Genomic DNA, 15,274 nt, shown 5'->3' on the forward strand with positions numbered 1-15,274 from the left:
ACCAGAACCAAATTCAAACCATGCCCACGGTCATCAAACCAACCCGCCTCGTCGAACTGCAAACCCGCCGCCCCGGGCGCCCGCTCGGGCGTGCGTGTGGCGGACTCTTGCTGGTGCTTTTGCTGGGTGCCGAGCAAACCGCGAACGGCGGCACGATTCGTCACGATCGCTCCGATTCCAGTTACACGAGCTTGGCCACCAGCTATCCGGCGGTGGGCGCGTTGACGTGGAGTTCGATGATCTGTTCGGCCACGTTGATCGAAGAAGACTGGATTCTGACGGCCGGGCACTGTTTGGATGAGGTCGGTCTGTCGGCGAGCGACTGGACGTTTGATTTGACCGATAGCGGCGGCGGGGTCCACGTGGGGGCCGAGCGGTTTGTGTTTTCGGGCTGGACGGGCGATCTTCAAACGGGGACCGACATCGCCCTGTTGAGACTGGCCACGAGCGAAACGACCGTGACGCCGGCGACCATCAACACCAACACGTCCGAAGTCGGGCAGACGGCAACCCACGTCGGGTACGGGGTCACGGGCAATGGTGCGACGGGCATCACCGCACCGGCGGGCACGAAACGGGCCGGTCAAAACGTCGTCGATGTCGATGGCAGTGCGGTTTCGGGCTACAGCGACGATATTCTCTTTGAAGATTTCGACAGCGGATCGGCGGGCGACAACGTTTTTGGGACGGCAACGCAGCAGGATCTGGAATACTTGATCGCCGGCGGAGACAGCGGAGGCGCGGTGTTCATGGACTTCGGCAGCGGCGAAGTCCTGGCCGGGGTGCACTCGTTCATCGCCAGCGTGGATGGCAATCTGGATGCGGACTATGGTGATCTGGCCGGTTCGATCAAGGTTTCGTCGTACGCGTCATGGATCACGTCCACGATCTCCGGCGGCGATCCGGTCGCGCCCGAGTTGTCATCCTGGATGATGTGGATGGTGTTCGCCGTGGGGTTGTGGATGACCTCTCGTTCCAAACCGACGGTCGTCGAGCGGAAAAGGGGTCAGGTACGAATGGCACGGGCATAAGTAGAACGGGATTCAGCAACCGTTGTACGACGTCCTTTTTAGGTCGCCGGGGCGAGCCCCACGGGCGACGGCCCGGAAGGGCCATCGTACTCGAACAAGCGGTCGTCGGGGCGAGCCCTCCGGGCGACGGCCCGGAAGGGGCCATCGTACTCGAACAAGCGGTCGTCGGGGCGAGTCCCACGGGCGACGGCCCGGAAGGGCCATCGTACATCAGAAAAGCGATCGCCTTCAGCTGGGCGGCTAAAGCCTGCACACCAACACTGATGCCTGTGCCATCCGCGGCATCCTCAGTTTAGAGGTTGCCGAAGCGCTAGGCCGCTTTGTTCCGCGACGCGTTGCGATCCGTGTCCCGCCGATCGGCCAACTTCGATTCCGGCCGATACCAGATCGTCGATTCCGAAACTGGATCCAATTCGATCCGTTGGAACAGCATGACCTGCGGACGTGTAAAGCAGGCCGCCCGAGTGCGAATCATCTTGCGTAGCAACGTTTCGACTCGATAGCCGAGTTTGGTCATTCCCGGCATCAGGCTTAGCACGCGGTCGACGACGTCGCTAAACATTCGGTTGCGGCGACTGCCCCGATCGTTGCTATACAGCCCCAGCGAATTGTTGGCGTAGTGGGCCGGCACGACGCTCCGCAGCTTCAGGCCTGCCAGTTCAAGACACTGTATGAAATGCGAAGGCGGGAAACCGAATTCGTAAACGCCGTAGGATTGGCTGTATGGATGGCCTTGCAGGAATTGATAGAGTTCCGTCGCCGATTCCACGTACGGTTCTCGGATCATCACCCACTTTCCCCCCGGGGCCATCTTTTGACGAATCGCGGCGGCGACAAACGCGATATTGGGGAAATGGTGCACGCAGTTTCGAGTGATGACCGTCTGGTACATCTTGTCCGAATCGTAGAACGCGTCGAGCGAATGTTCGATCTCAATGGGTGCCGCGTCGACGCGTGAACGCAAGTAGCCTGTGCCGGTGATGTAGTTCGGATTGGGCTCCAACAGCGAGATGTCCTGGTATCCTTCCTGGCAGAGCGCCCAGGAGAGGAACCCGCTGCCGCCACCGATCTCAACGGTCGGCTGGTCCTTTTCGATTCCCATCAGCCGCAAAAGCTTCAGCGTCGATTGGAAGTCCAGGCTTTCGTGGAATCGTCGGAATGCGAGGTCTCGGTCCGATTCCCAATAGACGGATTCCAAGACCTTTGCGGCGACGGGATCCGACTTTGCGTTTTCGTTTTCGGCTTCAATCAAGCGTTCCCAAAGGTCGGGATCTTCACGAAGCGGAAACAGCGACAGATCGTCAAGCTGCTGCGGATTGATTTTGGGTTTTTCTGATGTCCCGGGTTTTTTTCGTTGCGTGTCCTTCGCATCGCCATTCGACACGAATTGCTTGAGAGACGCTTCGCTCGGTGAAAACGCTTGATCAAACTCCGCGATGTCCAGCTTGGTCAGCGGTCCGAGATCGCGCTGTGAGAATCGTTGCTTCCGTATGCTCAGATAATTGTCGCTGTTGAGTTCTGGAAGGATCGAAGGGTTTTCTTCCTTGGAGATCCAATGGTCACCCAGGGCGAGATAGTCGACGTCCATGTATCCGAACGATTCCAATGCATCTTCGGCCGTGTCGACAATCGCCTCTCCGTTCACGTTGAAACTGGTGTTGATGACAATCGGCAACCCCGTCAGTTTCTCGAAGTGGGTGATGATCTGGTACAGGTCTTCATTTTCGGTTTGGCAAACGGTTTGTACCCTGGCCGTCCCGTCGGCATGCACCACCGACGGTGCGAGATTGCGTGTTTTCTCACGCGCCTGGCCGATCAGCAGCATGAACGGCGACTCTTCATGGATCTCAAAAAAATCGGAAACGCGTTCTCGCAAGCAAGCCGGGGCGAAGGGGCGAAATTCTTCGCGGTGCTTGACGCGCGCATTGAGCGTCTCCTTCATTGTTTCCAGCCCCGGATGAGCCAGCAAGGAGCGATGGCCCAGTGCTCGCGGACCGAACTCGGCGCGACTCGTACAGCGGGCGACAATTTTCCCGTCGGCAAGAGCGCGTGCGATTTCCTCGTGGATCGAATCCGGACGGGTGGCCCGCACGTTGCGGCGTCGGATCGTTTCAGCCGCTTCCGCGTCGGTCACCTCGTGTCCGAAATAGCAAGACTTGATTCGTTGCCGGCTAATCGGATGCGACTCGTTGGCGGCCAACTGTGCCGCGCCGACGGCGCATCCGTCGTCCGCTGCCGCGGGATAGACGAAGATTCCGTCGCAACCGCTATTGGTTCGAATCGCCTCGTTCATCAGACCGTTGAGCGCCACACCTCCGGCGAGCGCCACATTCGGCAATCCGGTCAACGCGATCGCCTGCCGAACCAATTCGACGCCTGTCTTCTCGGTCAGTTCTTGAACCGAGGCGGCCAAATCAAAGTGCTGTTGCTGAATCGGATCTTCCGAAGCGCGTTGCGGCAACAGTTTGTGAAATGCTTCGGTGAACTGATAAGCGAGATGCCCATGCGGTCCGAGTTCGCCGAGCCGCAAATAGTCGGTCTCGTGCAACCAGAGCCTTGCCTGGGAATCGACGCTGATCATCTCGCGGAGGGCGTCGCGGTACGTCGGTTTGCCGTACGCCGACATTCCCATCACCTTGTATTCATCGCCGAGTTGGAAGCCGAGGTGTTGGGTGGCGAACAGATAGAAGATGCCCAAGCTGTGTGGCCAACTGCTTTCGCTAACCCTTGTTAGAGATCCCGATTCCGCTCGATAGACGCTGACCGTGTCCGCCTCTCCCATGCCGTCGATCACGATCACCGTTGCGCTTTCGAATCCGGAATTGAAGTACGCCGAAGCCGCATGGGATTCATGGTGATTGAAAAACCGAATCGGCACACCGTCCACGTATCGGGTGATCGTGTCGGCGATCTGGCCATACTTGACCGCCCAATTCCAGTACCATGTCATCCGCTTCAAAAGTCGATGATTGGTCGTTTGATCGAGTCCGAGTGCTTGCAGATGGGCCAGCAATTCGTGAGCCCATTCGGTCGGCCGGTCGACCGACAAGTACTCGCGATCGGAGAGCCGTCGGGACAGGAAGTCACAGATCGATTGCGACGCGAGCGAATCGGGGACCAGCCGGCCGATTTCTTGAAACATCGTCTTGGTGACGAATTCGTCTGAGCGAAAATTGACCGCGACAGAGTCCAGGGTCATCCCGCGTTCTGTCGCAACTCGGCAACATTCATCAATGGCGCCTACCGGAAAATGCCAATCGTGTTTTCGATTGGTCAACCGCTCTTCGGCGACGGCGAACAACACGCGTCCCGATTTGGCCTCCACCAAGGAAGCCGCCGCGTCATGCCCGAACGTTCCAATCCCGAGGACGGCGGCGCGATCGTCGTCGCCGCGCGGTGCGAGCTGGGGATAGGATGACAGAAGGGGCTCCGAATCGTCCGAGTGAATGTTGAACATGCGATGCACTTACCTTTTTCCACACAACGTCATGAATCTGGACGTCGTGACTATTGATGTGTTCCGTTCCAACGGGGCGTCGCGGCAGACGGTAAAGCAACCCGTGAATTGGTTGCAATGCTGATTTGGGAATGGAAAACGCACTTGATCTTGCGGCCGGCCAATTGCTAAGGTGCCCGACAAGTGTTTGAGCCGTCTTGTTTTCTGATCGACACAAGTGCTGCTCCATCCAATTTGATTTGACGACGGTTTCGTGACGGGATTTCCCAGCGATGACGTCCTTCTTCACGGCGACGGATTCCAGCCATGCTTCCACCCCCCACTGAAATTGATTCGCGTTCCTCCAACGCGATCGCGTCACGACCAACCCACTTTGATGCGGACTGCCAAACCGTTTACCGGGTTCCGGGTACACAGTGGCTCGATCCCGTTCAGACCAGTGCACAGACCGTCATGCGGCTCGCGACGAGCGAACAAACACTCGGCGCAGTCTCCGACGTGATGGCGAAGCTGACCAGTGATGACTATTTGGAGTACTTGAAGGGCTACTACCAGTCGGGACGATCCAAATTTGGAAGCAATTGGCATTACGCGGATCTGTTGACGGTGCTGCACGCCGCCTCGTCGCTGATCAAGCCTCGTAACTACCTTGAAATCGGTGTTCGCCGAGGCCGCAGTTTGGCCGTTGTTTCTTCGCTGGCACCCCACTGCGAGATCTTTGGATTCGACATGTGGGTCGCCGACTACGCGGGAATGCCGAATCCGGGACCCGACTTTGTCAAACAGGAACTGGCGGATCTCGGCCATCGCGGCACGGTCGAATTGATTTCCGGCGACTCTCACCAAACCGTTCCCCAGTTTTTCGCCGACAATCCGGACGTTCGCTTCGATTTGATCAACGTCGATGGAGACCACACCGAGGCCGGAGCCCGAGCGGACCTGGAAACGGTTTTACCGAAGTTGGCACTCGGCGGAATCATCGTGCTGGACGATATCACCCATCCGCAACATCAGTACTTGGAAACCGTCTGGGATGACCTGATCGGGGACCATCCCAACTACAGTTCCGCAAAGTATCGCGATCTTGGATACGGTGTTGCGGTGGCGATCCGAAAACGGGATTAAGCCATGACTCCAATGAGTGTGATGGTCACGGGGGCGTCGGGGTTTCTCGGCGGAACGATTGCCCGCGTCGTCCGGGCACGATGCAAACGTCTGATCGTTTGCGCCAAACCCGGTGACTTTGACGCACAGCGGATCAGCGATCAACGATTGTGTTTTCGGCTCCCCGATCAACGCTTTGCTAGCATTGTCGCGAAAGAGCAGCCCACTTGGTTGATCCACTGCGCCGGTTCGGCGAGCGTGCGAGCGTCGTTCGCAGATCCCGCGGGCGACCGCCGAGCGAATGTGGCAGTGACGGAGTTCATATTTAAAACGCTGGCCGAACATTCGCCGAAGACGCGGGTGATCAATCTGTCCAGCGCGGCCGTGTACGGGCAACCGGCCTCGCTGCCGATCACACTCGATACGCCCGCCATTCCGATCTCTCCCTATGGCATTCACAAGCGTGAATGCGAATTGATCAGCGAGCGTTATGGGAATCGGGACGGAATTGAGACGGTCAATCTGCGGATCTTTAGTTCGTATGGTCCGGGGTTGCGGAAACAGGTCTTGTGGGACATTTACAAGAAAGCGATGGCGGGTCAGACTGTGTCGCTGTTCGGTGACGGCACCGAGACCAGAGATTTTATCTTTTCGCGTGACGTCGCAACCTTCGTCAACCAGATGATCCATCGTCCCGAATCGGCCCAGCGGCCGACGACACGGCCCAAGACGCTGTACGTCAATTTGGCGTCGGGAAGATCGGTTCAAATCCGAGACCTCGCAACCCTGTTCCTGCAGCAGATCGGTAGTGATGCGGAGCTTTGCTTTACGAACGAACGCGCCGCGGGGGACCCGCGTCATTGGGCGGTCGATGCATCGCCGCTGGACGAATTCGGATTTTCCCCACCTCCGACAAGCCTGAAAAAAGGGCTGTCGATTTATGCACGTTGGATCCGCTCTTTAACGGGAAACGCCGATGCGGATCGCATTTTGGCTGCTGCAAGATAGCATTCGCCAATGGGCCGGATGGGTAGCCGGACTGCACTACGTGCGCAATTGCCTTGAGGGTCTGGCTTGCTTGCCCGAGGGCCAGGCTCCCCAGGTCGTCGCGTTTGTGCCCGAATCGCTACGCGACAGACTGCTGGCCGATGCGGGGTTCCGCGATGCGCCGTGGCTGGAAGTGAAGTGGATCGAAGACGAGCTGTTGAGTGACCGGTCGCGACGGCGTGAATTGCAAGATCGGGTCGCCGCCGAATCGTGCGACATGCTGTTCCCTGCCATCAGTCCACCGGGCGTCTCAACGGGTGGGAAAACGATCGGTTGGATCACGGACCTACAACACAAACATTATCCGCAATTTTTTTCTGAAGCCGAGTTAAACTATCGCGACGATTTGTTCTCGTTCCTGATCGGCTCGTCCAGCCGCATCGTGTGCAGCAGCCAATCGGTCCGCGACGACTTGGAGCAACATTTCCCCGCGGTTGACGATCGGGGATTCATCTTGCGTTTTCGCACGCGACCGCCTGCATCGGCGTTGCAAACCAGCCCGAAATCGGTCCTGTCGGAGCTTGGCATCGACCGGCCGTACGCCTATCTGCCGTATCAATTCTGGCAACACAAAAATCACCGAGTCGTTTTCGAAGCTTGGGCGTTGCTATTGAAACAAGGCCTGCGCTATCCGCTGATCTGCAGCGGAGCGACGGTCGATGCACGGGCCCCCGAGCATTTCGCAACACTGGAGCAGTTCATCCGGGCCAACGGCTTGGCGGATCAGATCAAGATCTTGGGAATGGTTCCCCGCGAGCAACAGTGGCAGCTCTATCGAGGCGCAAGACTGATCCTTCAACCCTCGCTGTTCGAAGGCTGGAGCACGTCGGTCGAAGAGTCCAGGTCACTGGGCAAAAGCGTCTTCCTGTCCGACATCGCCGTGCACCGCGAACAGATGGACGGGATCGGTACGTTTTTTGATCCCGCCGACGCAACGGATCTGGCCGAGCAACTGAAGTCCAAGTGGGACGACCTGCCCGATGGCTTTGACGAAGCGATCGAGTCGAGTTCGCTTGTGGCCAATCAGAACGACATGCAGCAGTTCGGCCGGCAGCTTGTCGAACTGTTTCGTGAAACGCATGCTGACACGCGCGTGCCGATTGCCCCGAGTGTTCTGCCGTTGCTGCTGTCGATCCAGAACGAGTCCGAGCAACGGCTCGATGTGATTCACCAACTCAGTGCCGAAATCGACCGTTTGCGAGACGTCAAGCAGGAAGTCAAACTGGGATGGTTCGACAAACTGCTAGGCCGCGGCACGGTCGGATAGATTGTCCGACGCGATCTCGGGTGAATTGTCCGGCTGGCCGTGGAACAATTTCTGGAACGTCGTGCAGGTTTCCCGTAGTGTTTCAGCGTCTCCGCTGGAAACGACTCGGCCATTCTTCATCACGATGATTCGGTCGCACAATTTGAAGGCTTCCGGACGATGGGAGACGAAGATGCAGGTACGGTCGGAGATAAAGTCTCTCAACGCGTCATAGATCAGTTGTTCGCTGTGCTGATCGATCTGGTTGGTCGCTTCGTCAAGAATCAGGATGGAAGGATCACGTAAAAAGGCCCTGGCGAGTGCGATGCGTTGTTTCTGTCCGCCGGACAATCGATTGCCGTCAAATCCGACCTCGCTTTCGTAAGTCTGGTCCAGATTTAAGATGAATTCTTCCGCACGCGCCATTTTGGCCGCCGCGATGACTTGATCATCGGTCGCGTTGGGGCTGCCGAAGCGAATATTTGCCGCGACGGTGTCTTCGATGATGGCGGGCGATTGGGAAACCATACTGATGGAACGGCGAACTTGTTTGGCGTCCAGCGTTTTGATGTCGACGCCGTCAATGAACACACTGCCATGATTGGGATCGTAGAACCGCAGCAGCAGTTTTCCCAGCGTGGATTTTCCACAGCCATTTTCTCCGACGATGCAGACGGTTTCGCCCGCTCGGATGGTCAACTCGATTTCATCGAGAACGGGTTGGTCCTCGCAATACCGAAACGACACCGCGCGGTATTCAATATTCCCCGGCGTGCGGACGACCGGCGCGATTGGGGGTTGGTCAATGACGGTTTCGTCGGCCGCGGGTTGGTTCGGAACCGTCAGCCGGCTCGGTTCGTTCAACACTTCGGCGACTCGGTCGGCCGCAGCGATACCGATTTGCAGGTTGCTGTAAATGTCCGTCAACTTTCTTGCCGGATCACTCATCCCCACCATCATTGCAAAGAAGACGAGCATCGAGGGGATCGTCAGCGGCTGTTCGGTCAGTTGGATGCCGAACAGATGGGTTTGCTGGTTGAGCACCAAGTAGGCGCCGATCACCAGCGTCGCGCCGATCGCCAAAATTCCCGCCAATTCCGTCACGGGTTTCGTCAGGGCAATCCAAAGTGAAATCTTGACGGATCGCCGCATCCGATCCACGCCGGCAAGGTCGACCTCTTTTTCCATCTCACGCTCCATTCCGTACGCTTGGACGGTCGGAAGCGAAATCACCGACTGGAAAATCAGGCGATTGAGATGCACCGAGTCAGAGACGTGTGCCTTGAGCGAGCGTCGCACCCTGCGATTGAGTGCGCTGATCAGCAACGCCGTCGGCGGCGTGACGATTAATGTGAACAGCATCAACCGCCAACTGATCAGCGATGCACCGATCGCACAGGAGAGGATCTTCAACGGTTCTCGAACCGATGCCCCCAACAGGACCTGTAGGCCCCGGCTGACATGCTCGATCGACTCGGTGAAATGGGTGACCAGCTGGCTGGTCCCGAAGCGGTCGTAGCTTGCCAAGTCCAGACCCAACACGCGCTGTGTGTATTGGTTCTGCAGATCGAGCGTGGTTCGTTGCACCACCCAAGAGGTCGAAACGAGGTTGCCGACGATGAACAAGTTCTTCAGAGCCGTCGTCGCCAACAGCAACGCGACAAACAACGCGACGGTTTGAAACGGATCGTTCGGCAAGAGTTCCGCATAAGGACGCAGTCGCATTTTGGTATCGATCGCATGCTGCAGCGATTTGAACTCCGCCTGCAACTGTTCACGCCGGATTGGTGTTAACGATGCGTCTGCATCTTCCAATTCGGCCGTGATCACACGCTGTTTCGCTTCGCCTTCGGCGATGTCGTCCGCGATCCATTGTTGAACCGATTTGCCCCGCAGAGAAACCTCTAGCAAGGGGTACAAGGCGCCGATGTTGCCGCCCCACAGCATTGCCACTGCGATGGAGCATAAAATAGATGCGGACAGCGCGGCCGGAAAGCGGGTCATGCCGCGCGCAATTCGGAAGAATGGATTCATTGCTATTTTCGAATCAACCTATCGGACTGCGGGTTCAAGAAGTGTGTGAGTATGGTGTTGCACCCACTGCCGAAACCGATAAGGCCGAATCGCGCGTCTCATTTCACGTGTCGTCGGAATATGTCCCAACTCTCTGCGCCGCAATCGATTCATCTCCGTTGCGCCGAGTGTTTCCAAAAGCACTTGCGTCTTCTGTGTCTCGATCACACGAAACGCTCCGAGGAAGCGCGGCACTCGGACGAAATTCATGCCGGCGGCGCGGAACCGTAGGATCAGATCCCAATCCATTGCGAACTGAAATGATTCATCCATCGTAGCGCCAACGGCGTTCCAGGCCGATCTCCGCCAGAACATCGTTTCCTGGGGAATGTAGTCGGCAAACTTGATCGCGTGATCATCGTGCTTGGGCAGGATCCAACGTCCGATCTCTTGGTCATTTCCGTCGATGATCAGCCGATGACCATAGATCACGTCGACTTTGGGATTGCGACGGAAGTATTCGGAGACAAAGGAAAGACTGCCGGGCAAGAGGATGTCGTCGGAATTCAGATAGGCCATGATGTCCGTATCAATGTGGCTGATTCCACGGTTGATCGCCTGGGTTTGGCCGCTGTCCGGACGCGAATCCCAATGGTGCAATTGCGTTGCGTGTCGCTTGATGATCTCCACACTGCTGTCGGTCGAGCCGCCGTCTTGGACGACATACTGCAGCAACGGGAATTGCTGGCGGACGACGCTTTCAATCGTTCGTTGCAAAAATTCGCCGGTGTTGTAATTCGGCGTCACGATGCCAATTGACAGTCGATCGGTTGAGGGAATCTGCGGCGTGTCGTTGATCAGCCGCACGGCACGTGGAGCGTGCTGTTGAAGCTGAAACAGACGGCTGCGGAAAAAGTTTCGAATGCGTGGCCCAAAATAGTCGGGCATGAACCTGGTCAGCACCCGTGGATACTTCAACGAATGCGATGCTTGCAATCGAATGTGCGTCGCCTGCAATCGAAGTTTTGCGGCCTGGCTACGAATTCCTGTCTTCGCTGGATCGGCGTCGAGTGATTGTTTGACCTTGATCGCGTTTTGAAGCACCGCTGCGTCGTAGCCGGCACTGAGCGGATCGATTTCCTGTTGGGCTGCATGAAAGTGTCCGACACGCAACGCCACCCCGTCGGGAACCGCGCCCAGATGACGCGCCAACAGACGGGCCTGTTCCATCGCCCGGGCCGTCTGCACTGCCAGCGACGTGACACCGAACTGGCGATTGCCACGGTGTCTGCGTTTTCCAGCCAGACAATCCTTGACACACAAGGAAACGATACCCTGTTGATAGCAACGAATCACAAAGTCGTACCAGCAACAGTACTCCAATGAATTGTCAAGCATCCCGACTTGATCGAGCACCCGGCGCCGGAAGAACAGACTGGGATGCCACGACGTGCACTTTTTGATGAGGCGGCGTTGGTTCATGTGGCGTGGGATACGTCGTCGGTACGCCACGCTGTCCTCGTCAATCTGCTCAATCCCTCCATAGACGAGGTCGACTTCGGGGTGTGTTTCGAAAACCGTTTTGACCCGCTTCAACGCCCCTGGAAGATACACGTCATCATCCGAGAGACACCCGACGAGTTCGCCCTTTGCTTGCTCCAGTCCACGGTTGAATGCGTCGGCGGACCCCGCCGGAGACGCCTGGATCACGCGTGAGTGCAGATCGGGATCGGAGATCGTGGCCAGTGATTCCAGCAACGGTGATGCGACCAACAGGTGTTCCGTCGGACGTTCTGAACAGGCTTGAGTCGACACGCTTTCAAGTGTCTCTGCCAAAAAGCGACTTTTTCCCAGCGTGGGTGTGATGATGGAGAATGATAGCAAGGTTCAAAGTCCCGCGAAAAAGTCAGCGCCGAGTCTCGAAGGTAGGGAAGTGCTGCAAACTTTTAATGATGCATCAATCACACGTAAAGATCATTTGTGTGATGAAGCGTTGGCGGCCTACATTCGTCTTTTGGGCTTAACGGTTGGAAAGCAAAGTTCACTTGTCGTCCAGGCACTTCCGTGCCGACGGCAACTGCATTGCGTCGCAATGCCCCGGTCTCATCACAAGCGTCAGAAAACGACACTCATTGCTCGTATGATCGGTGGGAATCGCTGCCGTCAATCAACAGAATCCGGACAAATCTCCATTCTTTCTCGATCGTCACATTTGACAGCAAATAGTCGTTGACAGTAAAGGATATTCGTCACTCTCCCCCTGGGGGTTCTTCGTGGATTTTGGTGGCTAATCGCTCAGGACCCAGGTTTTTCGAGGCATTGCTGCGATGTCCGAATGGGGAGAGCGAGGACAAACGCTCGGTCCAAACGACCCTCCGCCGACACGGGTGCCGGCCGAGGGCACGAAGCACCTTCGGCGCATCGCAGACCAGGTGATTCCTTGGCGGGTTGCTCCTCAGCCGCCGCAGGCCACAAGTGACCAAATGATTCCGAGGAACTGGGTGTGAGGATTATCATGTCGGATACGCGGCGGGTCGTGGAGGCCGTTCTCTACGTGGTGCTTCGTGCCCGCTTCTCAGCCTGGTCCCGGGAGTTTGCTTGAAAATGACATTGGTGGCTCGCCTCACGGCGTTGACCCCGTTTGAGAGAATAACAGAGCCCTACTCCCGCGCCTGCCGCGTTTTTCCGTTGAAGTCACCTTTCGGAGTTCCGCCATGGCCAAGAAGAAATCCTCTGGGAAACCTAAGCGTCGATCACGTGGTGGGTTTCCGATTGACAACGCACCCGTTCCACAATCACTTGACACAATCAACTTGAACGCTGCCGGCATCGATATTGGTTCGACCCAGCACTATGTTGCCGTGCCCTCCGATCGCGACTCATCACACGTTCGCTGCTTCGGCACCTTTACATCCGATCTGGCGTCGCTCGCAGATTGGTTGGAAGAGTGCGGCAATTTGTGTTCTGCGTTCTTACATGCGGCAACGAGCCATGCTCGTCGCCAACGCGAGCGAGCATATCCAACGGATGCAGAAGGCGATGATGGAAATGAATGTCCAGCTCCATCACGTCATTTCGGACATCACCGGCACCACTGGCCTTGCCATTTTGGATGCCATTGTTGCGGGCAGTCGAGACCCTCACCTACTCGCAAAACTTCGCGATCCAAGGTGCAAAAATGACGAGTCGACGATCGCGAAAGCTCTGGAAGGCAATTGGCGTGAAGAACATGTATTTGCGTTAAAACAGGCTCTGGAACTGTACCGTTTTTACGGTTCCAAACTGTCGGAAGTCGATTCCAAGCTTGAAGAACATTTGGGTACATTTTCCGACCGAAGTGACGGTGAGATTCTGCCGAAGCTGAAGGCTCCTAAAGCTGGAAGCAATAGCCCCCGGTTCGATATGCGCAATCAGCTCTACCGGGTGCTGGGCGTCGACATGACGACCATTGATGGGATTAGCGGTCAATCCGCAATCACACTGATTTCTGAAATCGGTACCGACATGAGTAGGTGGGCAACAGAGAAGCATTTCACTTCTTGGCTTTGCCTATGTCCGGGCAGTAAGAAGACAGGTGGGAAATTGCTCAGTGGTAAAACACGTACAAGTGCGAACCGAGCCGCCGCCGCACTTCGAACAGCCGCCGCGTCCCTGGCACGATCAAACTGCGCCTTAGGAGCGTTCTTTCGCAGGATCCGTTCCCGTCTTGGTTCACCCAAAGCGATCACGGCGACGGCCCACAAGCTCGCGAAAATAGTTTATGGGATGCTGAAGTACGGGAGGGAATATGTCGATGTCGGCAACGACTATTACGAACAGCAATACAAGAAGCGAGCAATGGAAAACCTGGCGAAACGGGCAGCTGCACTCAACCTGCGAGTGGTCCCCAATGAACTAGCTGGGTAGGAAGTTCCTTGAGAGCAGAGCCCGCCTCCGCTTCACCTGGCTTCGCCAGCCTACCGAACAGAACCATCGGACATCGCAGTCATCCCTCAAAAAACCTTCCCCGAGTATTCGAGAGCAGCCACTAAACTCGCGGAAGACCCCCCCCTGGGAGAGTCGAGCGCAGCGAGGAGAGGGTTTGCGTTGTTGCTTGGGGTCGCCCATCAAGAGTGACGTGAACGCCTCGCTTCGCGCGACCCTCCTGCCAGGAGGGTCGCTATCAAACTGCACGACCTCCGGACGGGAGGGTTACTTCTTCACTTGGTGCCTGCCCCCCTTTTCCACTCGCGGATGCTGCTTGCACGCCTATTGAACCTGAGAATCCTTTGCTTCGATTTCGATTTCGAATTCCGTGACGACGTCCAAATCCTCGCCAGGTTGTGTCAGGCGTGCCGCAGCGGCTTCGACGGCTTTGACCAGGGGCTTGAGGTCTTCGTCAGACGTTCCCGACTTCGTCAGTGACCGAATCATGTATTGCGTGTCCTCGATGGCAGAACGAAGCTGTTTCGCCGCAGCCTCGGACTTGTCGACCGAATAGCGTCCGATCGCGGAATACATGCTCGTGGTTGCACCGGAGATCAGGTCCTTTGAGCTGAAGCCGGGGGTGCTCTCCAAATAACGTAGCGCCGTAGCGATTTGATGGTCCTTCGTTTCACGCGATCGGATCGAAGTTGATGGTCGAATCGTCTGCGGTTGAGGCACATCATCGATGTCCTCGGAGCGGAAATTGGGGTCCACCGGGGGTGTCGCCGGGGGCGGCGGCGGTTGTGTGAGCGGAGCTGGAAGGGCGAAGCCTGACGCGCTTGTGGACACGTCGGAGATCGAGACCGGATCCTGGGGGAAACGATTGTCGCTGCGCCGGGACGCGTTCGGATCCCAGGCCAGCGGATCGGGCTGACGCAGCAGTTCATTGATTCTGCGTCCGATGATCTCCTGTCGGGCTTCGGTCCGTGCCTGGTGCTGTGATTTCAGTCTTTCGAGTCGCCGAGACAATTCGTCGATCTGATCTTTTTGCTCGGTGAGCATCGCGTCAAACTGGTTGCCGAGCATGCTTTCCAATTGCTCTTTCAGCTGGACGGTGTCGGCGCCCGTTACGGATCCGAGGATCTGTTCCACCAGCGGGCCGATGCGTTCCGCGTGCGGCAGCGGTTTGATGTGTGGCGGGGAGCCGTAGACCGGCGTGGCCACGTTCTCATAAACAACTCTGGTTTGGGGGATCAAACGTGTAACCCCTTCACGGGTGACCTTTTGATAACTGGTTTCAACTTTGGGCCGGAGGATTTTTGATACCGCAGGCTCCGGCATGAATGCGTCTTGCGCGATGCCGGGTGGAGCGAAATGCAGGATGCCGGCCAGCACGGCACCCGATGTGACCATGGTGGCCACGAGCGTGACGGGTTTCAATTTTGATCGGAACATGGTTTGGGTCCTTCT

The 15,274-nt window shown here is 57.0% G+C and carries 8 protein-coding genes and 1 pseudogene; 5 read left to right on the forward strand and 4 right to left on the reverse strand.

Annotated elements, in window-relative coordinates; genetic code table 11:
• Positions 1-20 precede the first annotated feature (20 nt).
• On the forward strand, positions 21-1,031 hold the full coding sequence (locus Enr13x_RS03690; protein WP_231744071.1) for a S1 family peptidase: 1,011 nt from the start codon (positions 21-23) through the stop codon (positions 1,029-1,031).
• Positions 1,032-1,341: 310 nt separating this feature from the next.
• Here Enr13x_RS03690 and Enr13x_RS03695 read toward each other — a convergent pair whose 3' ends face one another.
• A complete protein-coding gene (locus Enr13x_RS03695) occupies positions 1,342-4,488 on the reverse strand; it encodes a carbamoyltransferase C-terminal domain-containing protein (RefSeq protein WP_145384754.1) in 3,147 nt (1,048 codons plus the stop codon).
• 306 nt (positions 4,489-4,794) lie between these two features.
• Between Enr13x_RS03695 and Enr13x_RS03700 the strand changes: the two genes are divergently transcribed.
• The 3 genes from Enr13x_RS03700 to Enr13x_RS03710 are packed head-to-tail and all read left to right on the forward strand — an operon-like array spanning position 4,795 to position 7,906.
• Positions 4,795-5,613, forward strand: a complete 819-nt coding sequence (locus Enr13x_RS03700) for a class I SAM-dependent methyltransferase (RefSeq protein ID WP_145384755.1) — start codon at positions 4,795-4,797, stop codon at positions 5,611-5,613.
• A gap of 3 nt (positions 5,614-5,616) precedes the next feature.
• A complete protein-coding gene (locus tag Enr13x_RS03705; RefSeq protein WP_145384756.1) occupies positions 5,617-6,600 on the forward strand; it encodes an NAD-dependent epimerase/dehydratase family protein in 984 nt (327 codons plus the stop codon).
• Positions 6,569-7,906 carry a glycosyltransferase family 4 protein gene (locus Enr13x_RS03710; protein WP_145384757.1) on the forward strand — a complete coding sequence of 446 codons (1,338 nt, stop codon included), beginning with the start codon at positions 6,569-6,571 and terminating at the stop codon, positions 7,904-7,906. The genes Enr13x_RS03705 and Enr13x_RS03710 overlap by 32 nt, the downstream gene beginning before the upstream one ends.
• Here Enr13x_RS03710 and Enr13x_RS03715 read toward each other — a convergent pair.
• Positions 7,883-9,919: an ABC transporter ATP-binding protein gene (locus Enr13x_RS03715; protein WP_145384758.1), complete on the reverse strand. Its 2,037-nt coding sequence runs from the start codon at positions 9,917-9,919 to the stop codon at positions 7,883-7,885. The two genes, Enr13x_RS03710 and Enr13x_RS03715, sit on opposite strands and share 24 nt — an antisense overlap.
• Positions 9,920-9,937: 18 nt before the next feature.
• Entirely contained in the window at positions 9,938-11,782 is a 1,845-nt protein-coding gene (locus Enr13x_RS03720; protein WP_145384759.1) for a glycosyltransferase, read from the reverse strand.
• An 887-nt stretch (positions 11,783-12,669) separates the two neighbouring features.
• Between Enr13x_RS03720 and Enr13x_RS03725 the strand changes: the two are divergent.
• Positions 12,670-13,804 (forward strand): annotated as a pseudogene (locus Enr13x_RS03725) (transposase).
• Positions 13,805-14,146: 342 nt separating this feature from the next.
• On the opposite strand, the gene Enr13x_RS03730 reads toward Enr13x_RS03725, so the two are convergent.
• The gene (locus Enr13x_RS03730; protein WP_145384760.1) at positions 14,147-15,259 is read right to left on the reverse strand and encodes a hypothetical protein; all 1,113 of its coding nucleotides are present in this window, start codon (positions 15,257-15,259) and stop codon (positions 14,147-14,149) included.
• Positions 15,260-15,274 lie beyond the last annotated feature (15 nt).

It is taken from the genome of Stieleria neptunia (genome assembly GCF_007754155.1).
Lineage (GTDB): Bacteria > Planctomycetota > Planctomycetia > Pirellulales > Pirellulaceae > Stieleria > Stieleria neptunia.

What these genes read in the sequence shown, in the direction of transcription:
- Enr13x_RS03690 (WP_231744071.1), top strand. Translation starts at nt 21, where the DNA reads ATGCCCACGGTCATCAAACCAACCCGCCTCGTCGAACTGCAAACCCGC.
- Enr13x_RS03695 (WP_145384754.1), bottom strand. Translation starts at nt 4,488, where the DNA reads ATGTTCAACATTCACTCGGACGATTCGGAGCCCCTTCTGTCATCCTAT.
- Enr13x_RS03700 (WP_145384755.1), top strand. Translation starts at nt 4,795, where the DNA reads ATGCTTCCACCCCCCACTGAAATTGATTCGCGTTCCTCCAACGCGATC.
- Enr13x_RS03705 (WP_145384756.1), top strand. Translation starts at nt 5,617, where the DNA reads ATGACTCCAATGAGTGTGATGGTCACGGGGGCGTCGGGGTTTCTCGGC.
- Enr13x_RS03710 (WP_145384757.1), top strand. Translation starts at nt 6,569, where the DNA reads ATGCGGATCGCATTTTGGCTGCTGCAAGATAGCATTCGCCAATGGGCC.
- Enr13x_RS03715 (WP_145384758.1), bottom strand. Translation starts at nt 9,919, where the DNA reads ATGAATCCATTCTTCCGAATTGCGCGCGGCATGACCCGCTTTCCGGCC.
- Enr13x_RS03730 (WP_145384760.1), bottom strand. Translation starts at nt 15,259, where the DNA reads ATGTTCCGATCAAAATTGAAACCCGTCACGCTCGTGGCCACCATGGTC.